General features: G+C 60.8%; 12 protein-coding genes and 5 tRNA genes. 11 read left to right on the top strand and 6 right to left on the bottom strand.

Annotated features, from left to right (window positions below):
• Nucleotides 1-29: 29 nt before the first annotated feature.
• From clpP to ACRSCF_RS20270, 10 genes are all read left to right on the top strand, one after another.
• On the top strand, nucleotides 30-638 hold the full coding sequence (clpP, locus tag ACRSCF_RS20315; protein WP_016445088.1) for an ATP-dependent Clp endopeptidase proteolytic subunit ClpP: 609 nt from the start codon (nucleotides 30-32) through the stop codon (nucleotides 636-638).
• 107 nt (nucleotides 639-745) lie between these two features.
• Entirely contained in the window at nucleotides 746-2,008 is a 1,263-nt protein-coding gene (gene clpX / locus ACRSCF_RS20310) for an ATP-dependent Clp protease ATP-binding subunit ClpX (RefSeq protein WP_012204530.1), read from the top strand.
• Nucleotides 2,009-2,128: 120 nt separating this feature from the next.
• On the top strand, nucleotides 2,129-4,543 hold the full coding sequence (gene lon, locus ACRSCF_RS20305) for an endopeptidase La (protein WP_016445089.1): 2,415 nt from the start codon (nucleotides 2,129-2,131) through the stop codon (nucleotides 4,541-4,543).
• A gap of 103 nt (nucleotides 4,544-4,646) precedes the next feature.
• A tRNA-Gly gene (locus ACRSCF_RS20300) sits at nucleotides 4,647-4,722 on the top strand.
• A 67-nt stretch (nucleotides 4,723-4,789) separates the two neighbouring features.
• Nucleotides 4,790-4,865 (top strand) — tRNA-Gly (locus ACRSCF_RS20295).
• 58 nt (nucleotides 4,866-4,923) lie between these two features.
• Nucleotides 4,924-4,999 (top strand) — tRNA-Gly (locus tag ACRSCF_RS20290).
• Nucleotides 5,000-5,045: 46 nt separating this feature from the next.
• Nucleotides 5,046-5,119 (top strand) — tRNA-Cys (locus ACRSCF_RS20285).
• 383 nt (nucleotides 5,120-5,502) lie between these two features.
• On the top strand, nucleotides 5,503-6,267 hold the full coding sequence (locus ACRSCF_RS20280; protein ID WP_016445158.1) for a M48 family metalloprotease: 765 nt from the start codon (nucleotides 5,503-5,505) through the stop codon (nucleotides 6,265-6,267).
• 139 nt (nucleotides 6,268-6,406) lie between these two features.
• Nucleotides 6,407-6,482 (top strand) — tRNA-Gly (locus ACRSCF_RS20275).
• A gap of 227 nt (nucleotides 6,483-6,709) precedes the next feature.
• Nucleotides 6,710-8,644 carry a tyrosine-type recombinase/integrase gene (locus ACRSCF_RS20270; RefSeq protein ID WP_003097548.1) on the top strand — a complete coding sequence of 645 codons (1,935 nt, stop codon included), beginning with the start codon at nucleotides 6,710-6,712 and terminating at the stop codon, nucleotides 8,642-8,644.
• 71 nt (nucleotides 8,645-8,715) lie between these two features.
• On the opposite strand, the gene ACRSCF_RS20265 is transcribed toward ACRSCF_RS20270, so the two are convergent.
• Complete coding sequence (locus ACRSCF_RS20265; protein WP_033987675.1) at nucleotides 8,716-10,254, bottom strand: IS3 family transposase; 1,539 nt, start codon at nucleotides 10,252-10,254, stop codon at nucleotides 8,716-8,718.
• 264 nt (nucleotides 10,255-10,518) lie between these two features.
• On the opposite strand from ACRSCF_RS20265, the gene ACRSCF_RS20260 reads away from it, so the two are divergent.
• Nucleotides 10,519-10,824 carry a helix-turn-helix domain-containing protein gene (locus ACRSCF_RS20260; protein WP_003097526.1) on the top strand — a complete coding sequence of 102 codons (306 nt, stop codon included), beginning with the start codon at nucleotides 10,519-10,521 and terminating at the stop codon, nucleotides 10,822-10,824.
• 4 nt (nucleotides 10,825-10,828) lie between these two features.
• Here ACRSCF_RS20260 and ACRSCF_RS20255 read toward each other — a convergent pair whose 3' ends face one another.
• The 5 genes from ACRSCF_RS20255 to ACRSCF_RS20235 form a co-directional block, all read right to left on the bottom strand.
• Nucleotides 10,829-11,719, bottom strand: a complete 891-nt coding sequence (locus ACRSCF_RS20255; protein WP_014833982.1) for a LysR family transcriptional regulator — start codon at nucleotides 11,717-11,719, stop codon at nucleotides 10,829-10,831.
• A gap of 231 nt (nucleotides 11,720-11,950) precedes the next feature.
• Nucleotides 11,951-12,235: a CopK family periplasmic copper-binding protein gene (locus tag ACRSCF_RS20250; RefSeq protein ID WP_003090336.1), complete on the bottom strand. Its 285-nt coding sequence runs from the start codon at nucleotides 12,233-12,235 to the stop codon at nucleotides 11,951-11,953.
• A gap of 128 nt (nucleotides 12,236-12,363) precedes the next feature.
• Nucleotides 12,364-13,290 carry a copper homeostasis membrane protein CopD gene (gene copD / locus ACRSCF_RS20245; protein ID WP_003116797.1) on the bottom strand — a complete coding sequence of 309 codons (927 nt, stop codon included), beginning with the start codon at nucleotides 13,288-13,290 and terminating at the stop codon, nucleotides 12,364-12,366.
• 4 nt (nucleotides 13,291-13,294) lie between these two features.
• On the bottom strand, nucleotides 13,295-13,681 hold the full coding sequence (copC, locus tag ACRSCF_RS20240) for a copper homeostasis periplasmic binding protein CopC (RefSeq protein ID WP_003090319.1): 387 nt from the start codon (nucleotides 13,679-13,681) through the stop codon (nucleotides 13,295-13,297).
• A gap of 141 nt (nucleotides 13,682-13,822) precedes the next feature.
• Nucleotides 13,823-16,261 (bottom strand): heavy metal translocating P-type ATPase, encoded by a 2,439-nt coding sequence (locus ACRSCF_RS20235; protein WP_207384528.1) that lies wholly within the window; start codon nucleotides 16,259-16,261, stop codon nucleotides 13,823-13,825.
• Between the last annotated feature and the right edge of the window lie 109 nt (nucleotides 16,262-16,370).

Raw genomic sequence — 16,370 nt, 5'->3', positions numbered from 1 at the left:
TAAAGTAGCCCCCTAGTACTGGAGAAAACATGAGCGCATTGGAAACTCAGGGTTTGGGCATGATCCCAATGGTCATCGAACAGTCCGGCCGCGGAGAGCGGTCGTACGACATCTACTCGCGCCTGCTCAAGGACCGGGTGATCTTCCTGGTGGGCCCTGTCAATGACCAGACGGCCAACCTCGTCGTGGCCCAGCTGCTGTTCCTTGAAAGCGAAAACCCCGACAAGGACATTTCGTTCTACATCAACAGCCCCGGCGGCTCCGTGAGCGCTGGCCTGGCCATCTTCGACACGATGAACTTCATCAAGCCCGATGTGTCCACGCTGTGCACCGGCATTGCAGCCAGCATGGGTGCCTTCCTGCTGGCCGCTGGCACCAAGGGCAAGCGCTTTGCGCTGCCCAATTCCCAGGTCATGATCCACCAGCCGCTGGGCGGCATGCAGGGCCAGGCCACCGAGATCGAGATCCACGCCCGCGAGATCCTCAAGACCCGCGAGCGCCTGAACAAGATCCTGGCCGAGCGCACGGGCCAACCGCTGGAAAAGATCCAGCACGACACCGAGCGCGACTACTTCCTGTCCGCCGACGAAGCCAAGGACTACGGCCTGGTCGATCAGGTGATCAACAAGCGCTCCTGAAGCCCGGAGGCTGTATGAGAATGGGCGGCGTTTTCCCCCTACGGAAAACGCCGCTTTCCATTTGGTTATCATCCTTTTCCATATTTCTGTAACAAGGCACCGACCCCATGGCCGAGAAAAAAGGCTCCTCCAGCGAAAAAAACCTTTATTGCACCTTCTGCGGCAAGAGCCAGCATGAGGTCAAGAAGCTGATCGCGGGTCCGTCAGTCTTTATCTGCGACGAGTGCATCGATCTCTGCAACGAGATCATCCGCGACGAGCAGCCCAGCACCGAGGCCAAGGACGGCCGAGGCGACCTGCCCACGCCCGCCGAAATCAAGGCCAACCTGGACAACTACGTGATCGGCCAGGACCTGCCCAAGCGCACGCTGGCTGTCGCCGTATACAACCACTACAAGCGCCTGCGTCACAAGGACAAGGCCGGCAAGGACGAGATTGAGCTGGCCAAGAGCAACATCCTGCTCATCGGTCCCACGGGCTCCGGCAAGACGCTGCTGGCGCAGACGCTGGCGCGCATGCTCAACGTTCCCTTCGTCATGGCCGATGCCACCACGCTGACCGAGGCCGGCTACGTGGGCGAGGACGTCGAGAACATCATCCAGAAGCTGCTGCAAAGCTGCGAATACGACGTCGAGCGTGCGCAGCGCGGCATCGTCTACATCGACGAGATCGACAAGATCTCGCGCAAGTCCGACAACCCCAGCATCACGCGTGACGTGTCGGGCGAGGGCGTGCAGCAGGCCCTGCTCAAGCTCATCGAAGGCACCATGGCCAGCGTGCCCCCGCAAGGCGGCCGCAAGCATCCGAACCAGGACTTCCTGCAGATCGACACGACCAACATCCTGTTCATCTGCGGTGGCGCGTTCGCGGGCCTGGAGAAGGTCATCGAGAACCGTACCGAGGCGTCGGGCATCGGCTTTGGCGCCACGGTCAAGAGCAAGAAGCAGCGCTCCATCTCGGAAGTGTTCCAGGAGATCGAGCCTGAAGACCTGATCAAGTTCGGCATCATCCCCGAGCTGGTCGGCCGCATGCCCGTGGTCACGGCCCTGGCCGAGCTGGGCGAAGACGCCCTGGTGCAGATCCTGACCGAGCCCAAGAACGCCCTGGTCAAGCAGTACAGCAAGCTGCTGGCCATGGAAGGCGTGGAGCTGGAGATCCGGCCTGCCGCGCTCAAGGCCATCGCCCGCAAGGCGCTGGCGCGCAAGACGGGTGCGCGTGGCCTGCGCTCCATCCTGGAGCAATCGCTGATCGGCACCATGTACGAGCTGCCCAATGCCGACAATGTCGAGAAGGTGGTGGTGGACGAGTCCACCATCGAAGACGGAAAAGCACCGCTGCTGGTTTACCGCGAGGCGGCCAAGAAAGCCTGATGCGCCGCTGCCTGCAAAGGTCCGGCAGCGCAAGTCCCTGTGGCCCGAAATCCTTTCGGGCTGCGGGGTTGAAATACACCGGTGGGCGGACCATCTTCCGCTGACAAACCGAGGATTCCCATGTCAGGACATACCCCTTTGCCTTCCACCCCCCTAGACCTGGCGCTGCTGCCGCTGCGCGATGTGGTCGTGTTCCCCCACATGGTGATTCCGCTGTTCGTGGGCCGCGCCAAGAGCATCAAGGCGCTGGAGCTGGCCATGGAGGGCGACCGCCGCATCATGCTGGTGGCCCAGAAGACCGCCTCCAAGGACGAACCCACGGCGGCCGACATGTTCGACGTCGGCTGCGTCTCTACCATCTTGCAGATGCTCAAGCTGCCCGACGGCACGGTCAAGGTGCTGGTCGAAGGCCAGCAGCGCGCGCTGGTCAAGCAGGTCATGGATGAAGAGACCCACTTCGTGGGCTCCGTCGTGCCCGTGGCGCCCGAGGCCGAAACCCACAAGCCCAGCGAGATCGAAGCCCTGCGCCGCGCCGTGACGCAGCAGTTCGACCAGTACGTCAAGCTCAACAAGAAGATCCCGCCCGAGATCCTCACCTCCATCGCCAGCATCGACGATGCCGGCCGCCTGGCCGACACCATCGCCGCGCACCTGCCGCTCAAGCTCGAGAACAAGCAGGCCGTGCTCGACCTGGTGGACATCAAGGAGCGCCTGGAAAACCTGTTCGAGCAGCTGGACCGGGAGGTCGACATCCTCAATGTCGACAAGCGCATCCGTGGTCGCGTCAAGCGCCAGATGGAAAAGAACCAGCGCGACTTCTATTTGAACGAGCAGGTCAAGGCCATCCAGAAGGAGCTGGGCGAGGGCGAGGACGGCGCCGACATCGAAGAGATCGAAAAGAAGATCAAGCTCGCTCGCATGCCTGCCGAGGCGCGCAAGAAGGCCGAGGCCGAGCTCAAGAAGCTCAAGCTCATGTCGCCCATGTCGGCCGAAGCCACCGTGGTGCGCAACTACATCGATGTGCTCACGGGCCTGCCCTGGAGCAAGAAGACCAAGATCAAGCACGACCTGGCCAATGCCGAGGAGGTGCTCAATGCCGACCACTTCGGCCTTGAAAAGGTCAAGGACCGCATCCTTGAATATCTTGCCGTGCAGCAACGCGTGGACAAGGTCAAGGCGCCCATCCTGTGCCTGGTCGGACCTCCGGGCGTGGGCAAGACCTCGCTGGGCCAGTCCATCGCCAAGGCCACGGGCCGCAAGTACGTCCGCATGGCGCTGGGCGGCATGCGTGACGAGGCGGAAATCCGCGGCCACCGCCGCACCTACATCGGCGCCATGCCGGGCAAGGTGCTGCAAAGCCTGGACAAGGTCGGCACGCGCAACCCGCTGTTCCTCCTGGACGAAATCGACAAGCTCGGCATGGACTTCCGTGGCGATCCGTCGAGCGCCCTGCTGGAAGTGCTGGACCCCGAGCAGAACCACACCTTCGGCGATCACTACGTCGAAGTGGACTTCGACCTCAGCGACGTGATGTTCGTGGCGACCTCCAACTCCATGAATATCCCGCCCGCGCTGCTGGACCGCATGGAAGTGATCCGCCTGTCGGGTTACACCGAGGACGAAAAGGTCAACATCGCCATCCGCTACCTGCTGCCCAAGCAGATCACCAACAACGGTGTGAAGGAAGGCGAGATGCGGGTGGAGGAATCCGCCATCCGCGACATCGTGCGCTACTACACGCGAGAGGCCGGCGTGCGTTCGCTGGAGCGCGAGCTGTCCAAGATCTGCCGCAAGGTCGTCAAGGGCCTACAGCTCAAGAAGCTGGAGCCCACCGTCGTCGTCACTGCCGACAACCTGCCTGACTACCTGGGTGTTCGCAAGTACACCTATGGCCGTGCCGAACTGAACAACCAGATCGGCCAGGTCGTGGGTCTTGCCTGGACCGAGGTCGGCGGCGATCTGCTGACCATCGAGGCCGCCATCATGCCCGGCAAGGGCGTGATCTCGCGCACCGGCTCGCTGGGCGACGTGATGAAGGAATCGGTCGAAGCCGCGCGCACCGTGGTGCGCAGCCGCTCGCGCATGCTGGGCATCAAGGACGAGGCCTTCGAGAAGAAGGACATCCACGTGCACGTGCCCGATGGCGCCACCCCCAAGGACGGCCCCAGCGCGGGTGCGGCCATGACGACGGCCTTCGTCTCTGCGCTGACGGGTATCCCGGTGCGTGCCGATGTCGCCATGACTGGTGAAATCACGCTGCGCGGTGAGGTCACCGCCATCGGCGGCCTCAAGGAAAAGCTGCTGGCGGCCCTGCGTGGCGGCATCAAGACGGTGCTGATCCCCGAAGAGAACGTCAAGGATCTCCAGGAGATCCCCGACAACGTCAAGAGCGGCTTGGAAATCATCCCCGTCAAGTGGATCGACCAGGTCCTCAAGGTGGCGCTGGAACGCGTGCCAGAGCCTCTGTCCGACGAGGAGGCCGCCGCCGTGGCCCCGGCGGAAACCAAGGCTGTGGAGCCTGCAGTCAAGCACTGAAGATGAAAAAATGTAGCGTTTTTCCTGAACCCTCCAAGAACTACGCTACAATTCATCCCATCGCAGCAAACGACGTTGTAGAATGTCAGGCTTCGATAGAAACGCGGGAATAGCTCAGTTGGTAGAGCGCAACCTTGCCAAGGTTGAGGTCGACGGTTCGAACCCGTTTTCCCGCTCCAGATTTTGAACATGCTTTCGGGTGTGTTCGGTTCTGGTGGCGGTTGGCTGCCAGAATGGATGATTCAAGCGGGAATAGCTCAGTTGGTAGAGCGCAACCTTGCCAAGGTTGAGGTCGACGGTTCGAACCCGTTTTCCCGCTCCAGTTTTGAATGTGCCTTGTGTACGTTCGATTCAGGTGACGGGTAGTTGCTTGAATGTTTGCGGGAATAGCTCAGTTGGTAGAGCGCAACCTTGCCAAGGTTGAGGTCGACGGTTCGAACCCGTTTTCCCGCTCCAGTTTCTAAAAGCTGCAGCAATGCTGTAGTTGTTTGATAGTGATATTGGCGCGATAGCAAAGCGGTTATGCCCCGGATTGCAAATCCGGTTAGACCAGTTCGACTCTGGTTCGCGCCTCCAAAAATTCATTGCGAAAACAGTTCAAAAGGCCCTTCGGGGCCTTTTTCTTTTTCTGCGTCAGGATCATTGCTTGTCCTTGCTGTCTGGTTCGAGCCAGCCCCGTGCCCGGTCAAGCTCCATCTCTCCCTCTCTCTAAAGTTTCGGCACTCTGCGAGTGGTTCAGGGCTTGTTCTTCTGTGACATGAAGAGAATTCCATTCTGTAATTCATTGCCAGTTCGGTGAATTATTTTGTTTCCAATTGTTCTACCTGGATCCTCGCCGCGAGCGTGCTTATTGGAAGTTGATTGGAAAATTGCAAAAAAGTGCAAATGGCTTGCCATTGGCAGTGGATTCAATTGGCCGGTCGTGGATATGATGCGCGCTTCATTCATCGGGAGGGATTATGAAGATCAAGCTATTGACGGCGATTGTTGCCAGCGGCGTGGTGCTGGCGGGTTGTAAAACCATGGAGTCCGCTGATGTGGGCGGGCTGCTGGATTCGGGCTCCACGGCCATGAAGGCCATGACACTCACGGATGACGATGTGGTCACGCTGTCCAACGACTCCTGCGCGGCCATGGATGCGCAGAACAAGGTGGCCGATGCCAAGAGCAAGTACACGGTGCGGCTGAACAAGGTCATTGCCAGCATGCCGCAGGCCGTCAATGGGAAAAAAGCCGTCTACAAGGTCTATATGACGCAGGACGTGAATGCCTGGGCCATGGCCAATGGCTGCATTCGCGTCTACAGCGGCCTGATGGATCTGATGAACGACGATGAATTGCGTGGCGTGATTGGCCATGAGATCGGGCATGTGGCGCTGGGCCATAGCAAGAAGCGCATGCAAACGGCCTATGCGGCATCGGCTGCGCGCTCGATTGCAGCCAATAGCGGCAATTCGGCGCTGGCCTCGCTGTCGCGCTCGCAGGCCGGAGATCTGGGTGAGAAGTTCATCAATGCCCAGTTCTCCCAGTCCCAGGAGTCGGCGGCTGATGACTATTCCTTTGACCTGCTCACGGAAAAGAAGATGAGTCGCCAGGGCCTGGTCACATCGTTCCAGAAGCTGGCCAAGCTCAGCGGTGGCAGTGGCGGCAGCTCCATCCTGAGCTCTCACCCCCCGTCTGAACAGCGCGCCAAGCGCATGCAGGACCGCATCGACGGCAAGTAAGCGACGGCATGGAGCGGGCTGCTGTGCGGGTGGGCATCGATCCGCTTCGACGTGGATTTTTTCCGGACTTGGTCCGGAGTGCCGGAAATCTGCGCTAGAATTCAAGTCTGCTCTGTGAGGCGCACAGCTTGACAGATATGCGGGAATAGCTCAGTTGGTAGAGCGCAACCTTGCCAAGGTTGAGGTCGACGGTTCGAACCCGTTTTCCCGCTCCAATTTATGATCTACAGACTTCCACTGACGTCTGTAAGTCATTGAAAAGAGGAGCTTCGGCTCCTTTTTTCATTCCAGCGAAAGCCACGGAAGTCCACTGACAGCCACCATTTTTGAGGCCAAAAACAAGGCCAAAGAATGCGGGTCGTGCCGGTTCCGGGTTGTTGCTGGGGTTGGATCGGGATGACAAGCAGCATCGGGCCTAAGTCCAAGACTTAGGAGCTTGATGATGACACTCTCTGATCTGACCGTGCGGCAAGCCAAGGCCGCCGAGAAAACCTACAGCATCCCCGACACCGATGGCCTCGGCCTGGTGGTCGCCCGCACCGGCGGCAAGTCGTGGCATTTGCGCTATTACTGGCTCGGCAAGCAAAAGCGCATCTCCCTGGGGAACTACCCCGAGATCGGTTTGCGCGAAGCGCGCACCTTGCGCGACGAAGCCCGGGCGCTTCTGGCAAAGGGCGTCAACCCCCATACCGATCGGAAACAGAAGCGACACGCGGTCAAGCTTGCGGCCGACTACACCTTCAAGGCCGTCTTCGATGCGTGGGTCGAGCATCGCCGCAAGGAAATCAAGGAGGGCAGGAACAGCACGCTGTCGCAAATCCTGCGGATCTTCAACAAGGACGTGCTGCCTAGCCTCAAGCAGATGTCGATCTACGACATTCGCCGGCCCCAACTCCTGGGCGTCCTGGCGAGGATCGAGGAGCGCAAGGCGTTCACCACTGCCGAGAAGGTCCGCACCTGGCTGGGGCAGTTGTTCCGCTATGCCCTCGTCATCGTGGAGGGGCTGGAAGCCAATCCGGCCTCCGACCTGGACGTGGTGGCCGAGCCCAAGCCCCCGGTGAACCACAACCCCTACCTGCATCTTCCGGAGCTTCCCGAGTTCCTGCACAAGCTCAGGCTCTACAACCCTCGTGGTTGGCAGACCCAACTCGGCATCCGGCTGCTGTTCCTGACCGGCGTGCGTACCGGCGAGCTGCGGCTGGCGACCCCGGACCAGTTCGATCTCGACCGTGGCCTGTGGATCATCCCGCCGCAGATCGTCAAGCAACTCCAAGACGAGATGCGCAAGGCCGGCAAGCGCCCGCAGGACGTTCCGCCCTACATCGTGCCGTTGTCCGTGCAGGCCATCGAGATCGTGCGCTACCTGTTGGGTGTGATGAGGCCGGCCCAGGTCCATCTGCTCACGCACCGCAGCGAACTCAAGAAGCGCATCAGCGAGAACACCCTCAACGCGGCCTTGAAACGAATGGGCTACGAGGATCAACTGACCGGTCACGGCATCCGCGGAACCATCTCGACGGCGCTCAACGAGATCGGCTATCCCAAGATTTGGGTGGACGCGCAGCTTTCGCACTCGGACCCGAACAAGGTGAGTTCGGCCTACAACCACGCCAAGTATGTTGAGCCGCGCCGCCGGATGATGCAGGACTGGGCGGATCGTCTCGATCTGCTCGAACAGGGCCAAGTGGAAGCGGCCAGCGCGCACCTCACGATCCATATCGAGGGCGTGCCGGCCATGGCAGAGGAGGACAAGCCCAACACCATCGTCGCTGCTGCTTCTGCGGCATCCGTTCCGCCTGTGGTGGCCGAACCCATCGTCGTGACGCCAAACGACGGGGGAATCACATTCCAGCGACTGTCGCAGGTACCACCGCCCCCGACGCATGCGCCAGAGCCGGAGGTGTCTGTCATCCAGCGCGAGCGCGAGGAAATGCTGGTCATCTACGAATCGCCGAGCAGTCTGCCGGTCCCGCTGTTCGGCAAGTTGGCCGGGAAGTCCAAGGACCAGATCAACCGCGAGCTGAAGGCGGGCAAGCTGCTGTCCATCAGCTTGGGCAACCGCGGGCAACGCGTGCCCGACTGGCAGCTGGTACCCCTCAAGCACAAGCTGGCACAGGTGCTCATGAACCAGTGCCCGCATGCGGATCCGTGGGACCTGTACCGGATGCTGACCCGCCCACATCCGGACCTGGGTGATCGCGCAGCCATCGACATCGTGACACCAGGAAATTTGGGCATGGTCGTGCGGGTCATCGCGGGCACCCAGCAGCAGCCAAACAGGCCCGGACCTGACTCGTCTGTGCAAGGTATTCCAGAGGAGACTCGCCAGCGCATTCAACGGTTGCTAAATGATGCGGCAATGCTCGAAAGTGCCTGACGCTGTTGGCGCGCATCCAGAACTGACCCACTTTCGGCGGTGGGGGGTGCGGATAAAAACTTGGACTGGTTTTATGCCGCAAGTCCAAGGCTCACCCGGTATTCAATCGGGCTGAGAGAGCCAAGGGAGATCTTGATCCGCTTCTCGTTGTACCAGCGGATGTAGTCGTCGAGCACCTCAATGAACTGCTCAACGGTGACGCTCTTCCAGTCCCGAGGATAGAACAGTTCATTCTTCAACCGACCGAAGAAGCCCTCGCACGCTGCGTTGTCAGGCGAGCAGGCCTTGCGGGACATGGAGCGGGTGAGCTTGGCCTCGCTCATTCTGGATAGCCAGCCAGGCCAGCGGTAGTGACCTCCGCGGTCTGAGTGGACCACTGGTCGATCGCTTGTCTCTGTGACGGTCTCTATGGCTGCATCCAGCATGGTGTTGACCAGCTCTGCATCCGGACTTGTGCCGATGGTCCAGCTCACCACCATCCCGTCGAAGCAGTCGATGATCGGCGACAGGTAGACCTTGCCTGCAGGGATCTGGAACTCTGTGATGTCCGTGAGCCACTTCTCATTGGGCGCTGCCGCCTGGAAGTCACGGTTGATGATGTTCTCGGGCGCGGGGCTGATCTCGCCCAGGTACGACGCGTAACGGCGCCGCTTTGGCTTCGCTACGACCAGGCTCTCCTGCTTCATCAGGCGCTGCACCACCTTCTCTGAGATCTGGCCTTGCTCTCGTGCCAGAGAGGCTTGCAGCCTGCGGTAGCCGTAGCAGCGGTGGTTCGACTCGAAGATCTCGGTGAGGGATTGGCGCACCCCAAGGTACTTGTCCCCCATTGCTGCACGAGCCCGATGGTAGAAGTACGAACTGCGCGCAAGACCCAACTGTGCAAGGAGCTCTGGCAGGCCATAGTTCTCCTTGAGGGCGTCAATCAGCAGTGTCTTCTCCCGGTTGGACAGGAGCTGCAGATCGACGCCCAGGCCTTTTTTTAACAGCTCATTGGCCTTGTTCAAGAGGTCCTGCTCAAGGCGCAGTTGCCTGACTTCGCGGCGCAGTATCTCAACCTGGCGTTCGAGCTCTTCTCGCTCTCGCGCCTGCGGTGATTGATCGGTGTGTTTCATGGATGCGGGTGCCTCACGTCCCAGAAGCTGGTTCTTCCAGTTGTACAACGTTGGCCGACACACGCCGATCTTGTCGGCAACAGCCTGCGCGCTTTCCTGCCGCGTGCAGAGCTCCACCACTCCCGTCTGCTTCAATGACTCGGGATACCTTCGCTGCCCAACACTACCGACGATTGCTTTCCTCGCCTCAGGAATGGCCTCGCGAATCCACTTTGTGAGCGTTCCACGACCGGGATACCCAAGGGCCCTCATCGTGGCTGCTATGCATCGATCATGGGCGAGGTAGTGCTCAAGGGCGGCAGCCTTTTGCGCCTGTGAGAACTTGGGCTCACGCCCCGCGTAGCCTTTAGGCAAGTCCTGGCGCTGCTGATATTCCCGATACCAACCTTTCAATGAGTTCTTGGTCGGGTATCCCAACTGCCTGATAGTGGGCTTGACTCGCATGCCCAGCTTGATGAAGAGCTCAACTGCTCGGATTCTGTCTTCGTAGGAATACATGAACTACCTTCTAGTAGTCCAAGTTTTCGTCCGCACCCCCCCTGGGTCAGTTTTAAGTGCGCGCCAACAGGGCAAGCAATGCAGCTAGGTACGAAGAGGCCACACCAGGCGCTATGGCGAGCCTGAGCTGTGGGCGTGGGCTGGTGGCGTCGTGCATGAGAGGCCCCAAGAAGCGATAAGACAAGGATGGAAAGTCTTCATGATAGCTAGTTTGAGTTAAACTTAACGTGGTTAAATTGTTTGGACTGTTCGACGCTTCCAAGGATGGAGAAGCGAACTGTCCGACGAGGCCGTCCCCCAGGAACTACCACTTTCGACGCCGAGCCAGCGTTGGCATTCGGAGCGGCCGTTCGTGTCGCCCGCCTGACGCAAGGTGTTGCTCAGGAAGAACTGGCTGCGAAAGCAGGGATCGAGCGATCGCACATGGGCAAAATAGAGCGTGGGGAGCACATGCCCACTCTCGCTCTGATCTTAAGAATCGCCGCCGGACTCAAGCTCAGTGCTGCGGAACTCGTCAGCGCAGCCGAACGCAATCTTCGTGCCGCGGCGCACGATTCAGATAGGCATTGACGCTTTAGTCACCCGGAGGTCCTCGCAGACGTTCGATGAAGCGATCCAGCGAAACCGATGAGTTGCTGCTTTCTGGCCGAAGCAGATAGGTTGTGATTACCGCCGTGTCCTGCGCCAGAGGGCGAATCACCACGTCCGGCCTCTGGCTGATGGGAATCTTGGTCGCCGTCATGAAACCAATCCCATAGCCTGCGCCGACGAGCGTTAGCATCATGTCCAGCGACGACACTTCTTCGACAACGTTGAGTCTGTGTTCCAGAACCTGTAGCAGCCGATTTAGTTCTCGGCAGTAGCCTTCGCAGGCCAGTTTGTCGCACAGAACCAGTGGGTGACCCTGAAGTTCGTTCAGCGGAACTTGCTTGTGCGCAAGAAGCGAGTGCCGCGCTGGCATGGCGATCACAATCGGGTCTCGCCAGATCGGTTCAGCCACGATGCCTTCGCCAACATCCGCCGCGTGTGCAAATCCGATCGTGAAGTCGCCAGACCGTAGGCCCCGTATCTGCTCGGTCAGCGGTACCTCGGAGAGACGTATCTCGACCTCGGGCTCTTCCGCGCGGCAACGAGCTAGGAACGCCGATAGTCGTGGGTCCATCGCACCATCGGAAATTGCAATGCGCAGGCTGCCCCTCAGGCCCGCGGCAATGGCTCTGGCATTTTCACGCGCTTGCTCCAGCACAGTGAAGAGTCGGCGGGTGTCCTGCAAGAATGCCGCCCCCGCCACGGTCAGCCGTGTGCCCCTGCGGTCGCGGTCAAACAGCGTGACCCCAAGCTCATCTTCCAATTCCTTGATCGCGCGAGACAAGGGGGGTTGCTCTATATGCAGCCTCTCGGCCGCCCGCGTGAAATGCAACTCCTCTGCCAAGACGACAAAGCATCGTAGATGACGCAACTCCATAAATCGGGCTCCTCGCAAGTCCTCATTCGCGCCAGATGTCCCGTGGACGAATCACGGTGGACGGGGAGGCTGGATCCATTTCAGGGAAGTTGATGCGCTTGACATCGCAAAAACTGGCACCTTGAGCGCTCGTGGTTGCTCGTGACGCGTCCCAAGCGCGCGCGCCCAATCGGGGCGCGCGTCTCTGTCACACTGTGCAGAAGCTTTGAAAAGCACCGCACACCCGCGGCGTCATCCGCCGTGCTCTTTTTGTAGCAGCGACCCGAGGCGAGCGACTTCATTGCTGGTGATCGCGATGTTGCGCCCATCCTTCGTCGACACCGAAGCTCCGACATTGAGATAGACGGCGCGCCCGAAGCGGCTTTCCTGTGCCATCTTTCCGTCCTTGAAGATGTACAGCGTTCCCCCGTCAGCCAAGGGAACCATTTCCTTGGCTGCTTGGGCTGCTGCATGACCGGCGAAGGCTGGCACGGAGAGAGCGCTCAACAGGGCGGCAATGACAATTTGCGATTTCATGATCGACTCCTTTGTAAAAACGACGACAACTTGCGCCGCGTCGTTAAATGTAGAAGCAGGCGGTCTACAGAGCGCTTACCCGTGCATTACATTCAATTCATGTGCTGTCATCTGCCGCCCATGAAGGACTAGGTTCCAGTGGGAGACAAGATGCCAAGCCATGCAACGCTCGCCAGAACCAAAACGGCCAAGGTCGCCTCCGTGAACAGACTCTGTCTAAGCTTGATGACTGCCTGTGCGCGATTGCCTGCCTTCAAAGCAGCCTCCAGGCTCGGGCTCAACCGATACCGATTGGCAGCAGCCAACGCCAGCATGCCTGCGAAAAGCAAGAGCTTTACCATCAGCAGCCGGCCATACAGCGTCGAGATGAGCGGATCAAACGATGGTCCGGCGATCAACAGGTAATTGAGAATTCCACTCACGACGAGTGCAGCCACGATCGCTGTACCTATGCGAGTAAAGCCATTCGACGTCCGACTGAGGACCGCTACCGGGTCTTGCGCGACATCCTGCTTGTGGGATGCCAGCATCAAGAACGCCACCAATGCGCCCACCCAAGCGCCCGCTGCCCAGAGGTGCGTGATATCCGACGCAAGATGGATGTAGCCGCGAACGCCGTCGTCCATCGCGCCGTGGCCTGCCCACGCAAGGGTCGCCAGCGCCACGCCGGTGGAGAGCGCCATCACTGCAAATCGCAAGGTAGCGTTCAATTTCAACATTGCGACGAGCACACACACCAACAGCGCGAGGATGCGAATGCACCAGGCGATGCCCATGTGCGTGCCCGTAATGAGCATGTCGAAGACGTGCGTTGACAGCTCCGCGTAGCTCTGGGCACCGGACATGGCCTTGGCCATGACCGTCATGCCCCACATCGACAGGGCAATGCCGATGGCAGCGGATGCGCCAATGAGGACGCGATAGCGGCGCGAGATCGTCGAGGATCGCTCGTCGTTGCCCAAAGCATAGAGACCGAACATGGCGACGCCAAACGCCGCCGCCAGGTCCAGATACAGCGCCAGGCGCAGGACGATGGTCAACCAATCCCCGGCCATGGGCTTACTTCACCTTGAAGGTGACGTTACCCGTGATCGGATGCGTGTCCGAGGAGACGGCACGCCATTCGACGCGATAGTCACCGGGCTGGAGCGCCTGTGCCGGCGTGATGACCATGGTCTTGCCGTCGCCGGCAGCCGCGACGCTGGCGTTGATCTTCATCGGGCCATGGCTCGCCATTCCCGGCATGCCAGTCATGACAAGGCTCGCGGCGGAGAACTGCGGCACCAGCGTCTCGGAGAACTTCAGTTCGATGGTGGCTGGCGCAGAAACCTGCGACTTGTCGGCCGGCGTTGAAGACACCAGCGAAGGATGCGCGAATGCGGCGGTGGCGAACAGACCAGCAGCGATCGGCGCGACGAGCTTGGCGATGAAATGTGAACGGGTCATAGAAGTTTCTACCTGGATGTGTGAGGTGTGGTTTAAGAACGAAATGCCGAGATAAGGCTTGCACCTTTGCAACGGCGTGGAACGAAAGAAACGGTTTGCTGGGCGATAGCAGGCTCCTGTAGTTTCAGAAAGAAAATCCGGTCACAGTCGGCTCGCTCTCAGGCGCAAGGCGTTGCCAACGACCGACGCCGAACTCAGGCTCATCGCCAATGCTGCGATCAGCGGCGACAGCAGCCAGCCCGTGAGGGGATAGAGAACCCCGGCGGCGATGGGGATGCCCAGCGCGTTGTAGAGGAAGGCGAACATGAGGTTCTGCTTCATGTTGCGCACGGTACTCACCGAGAGCGTGCGAGCGACAGCGATGCCACGCAGGTCACCCTTGACCAGCGTGACCTGGGCGCTGTTCATCGCCACGTCGGTTCCCGTTCCCATGGCGATGCCCACGTCTGCCTTCGCCAAGGCCGGCGCGTCGTTGATGCCGTCTCCGGCCATGGCGACGATGCGTCCTTCTTTCTGCAGTCGCTCGATCAACATGAGCTTGTCCGCCGGCTTGACCTCACCATGCACCTCGTCGATGCCTAGGCGTGCACCGACGGCTTTGGCGGTGGTCTGCCCGTCCCCGGTGGCCATGATGACCCGCAGGCCCGCAGCCTTCAACGCGGCCAGGGCCTCGGGGGTGCTGCCCTTGACCGGATCGGACACGGCGAGCAAGCCCGCGAGCTGCCCGTCCACCGCCAGGTACATGACGCTGGCCCCTTCGCCGCGCAGAGCTTCGGCCTGGGGTACGAGCGGTTCCACCGATACGCCAGACTGTTCCATCAGCACTGTGTTGCCCAACGCCAGTTGCCGGTGCTCAACCTTTCCGCGCACGCCGATGCCGGTTCCCGATTCAAAGCTCTGAGGCTTCACGAGTTGGAGGCCCTGGGCACGCGCGGCCTGCACGATGGCGTCGGCCAGGGGGTGTTCACTGCCCTGGTCCAGGCTGGCCGCAAGACGCAGCACCTCATCGTTCGTAAAGCCGGGGGCTGCGACGACCTGATCGAAAGCAGGTCGGCCTTCGGTCAGGGTTCCTGTCTTGTCGATGACGAGGGTATCGACCTTGCGAAGATTCTCGATCGCCGCGGCATCGCGGAACAGCACGCCCTGCGTGGCGCCACGGCCCGTTGCGACCATGATCGACATCGGCGTGGCCAGACCCAGCGCGCACGGGCAGGCGATGATCAGGACGGCCACCGCATTGATCAGTCCATAGACCCAGGTGGGCTGTGGCCCGAAGAATCCCCATACAAGGAGCGTCGTTACCGCAATGGCGACGACGGCCATCACGAAGTAGCCGGCAACGACATCGGCCATGCGTTGCATCGGTGCCTTGGAACGCTGCGCCTGGGCGACCATCTGGACGATCTGCGATAGAACGGTGTCCGAGCCGATCCGCTCCGAACGCATGACCAGCGCGCCGCTGGTGTTGAGTGTGGCCCCGATGACCTTGTCGCCCACGCGCTTGCTGACGGGCAGCGGTTCGCCGGTCAGCATGGATTCGTCAATCGAGCTGCTGCCCTCGTGCACGATGCCATCCACCGGCACCTTCTCGCCGGGTCGGATGCGCAGCAGGTCGCCGACGTGCACATGGCTGAGTGGCACGTCTTCCTCGCTGCCGTCCGCATTGATGCGCCGCGCCGTCTTGGGTGCCAGCCCCAGCAGCGACTTGATGGCTGCCGAAGTCTGGGAGCGGGCCTTGAGTTCCAGCACCTGGCCGAGCAGTGTCAGCGAGATGATGACGGCGGCGGCCTCGAAATACACGCCGACCCGTCCCATGGACATGAAGGAAGCTGGAAACACTTCCGGCGCAACGGTTGCCACAACGCTGTAGATGAATGCCGCACCCGTTCCCAGGCCGATCAGTGTCCACATGTTCGGGCTGCGGTTGACCACGGACAGCCAGCCGCGGGAGAAGAAGGGCCAGCCGGCCCACAGCACGATCGGCAACGACAGCACCAACTCGACCCAGCTCTGTGTACCCATGTCCATCAGGTGCAGCCGCTCGCCCAGCATCGCCAGCGCCAAGACCACGAGCGTCAGCGGCAAGGTCCACCAGAAGCGACGCGAGAAGTCACGCAACTCCGGGTTGTCGTCATCGAGGTCGGGCAGCAGAGGCTCCAGCGTCATCCCGCACTTGGGGCAGGTTCCCGGATGATCCTGGCGGATCTCCGGGTGCATCGGGCAGGTGTAGATGGTTCCGGGCGCGGTTGGCGATGCCGCCGGGGCCGGTGAAACTGCGGTGCTGGCATGGTGATGCGGTGCATGGCCGCTGCCTGTGCCTATGCCCGCGTCACCGCTGGCATATCGCGCCGGATCGGCGTCGAATTTGGCCTTGCATCCGGTGCTGCAAAACAAGTACGTGTTCCCCAAGTGCGTGGAACGGTGCTCCGACGCCGCCGTGACCGCCATGCCACACACCGGATCTCGCGTCGCGGCATCGGGCTGCGTGTGGCTTGAGGACCCGCCCGCGTCGTCACTTCCAGCATGGCTGGCGTGATGGTGGTGCGTATGCGGGCCGGACGTTGTGGCACCCGCCGCCATGCCTGCGTGCTCATGTCCTGAAGACTTGCTGGGTGAATTCATAGTGACAAGTGCCCTCCGCCGTTAACCTTTGGTGTCTGGTGATCGCAGCAGGCCGCAGGCGCGCAAG

Origin of the sequence: Delftia sp. 11MD (genome assembly GCF_050907895.1) — a bacterium.
Lineage (GTDB): Bacteria > Pseudomonadota > Gammaproteobacteria > Burkholderiales > Burkholderiaceae_C > Comamonas > Comamonas tsuruhatensis.
This window is presented reverse-complemented; position numbering and strand designations above follow the sequence as displayed.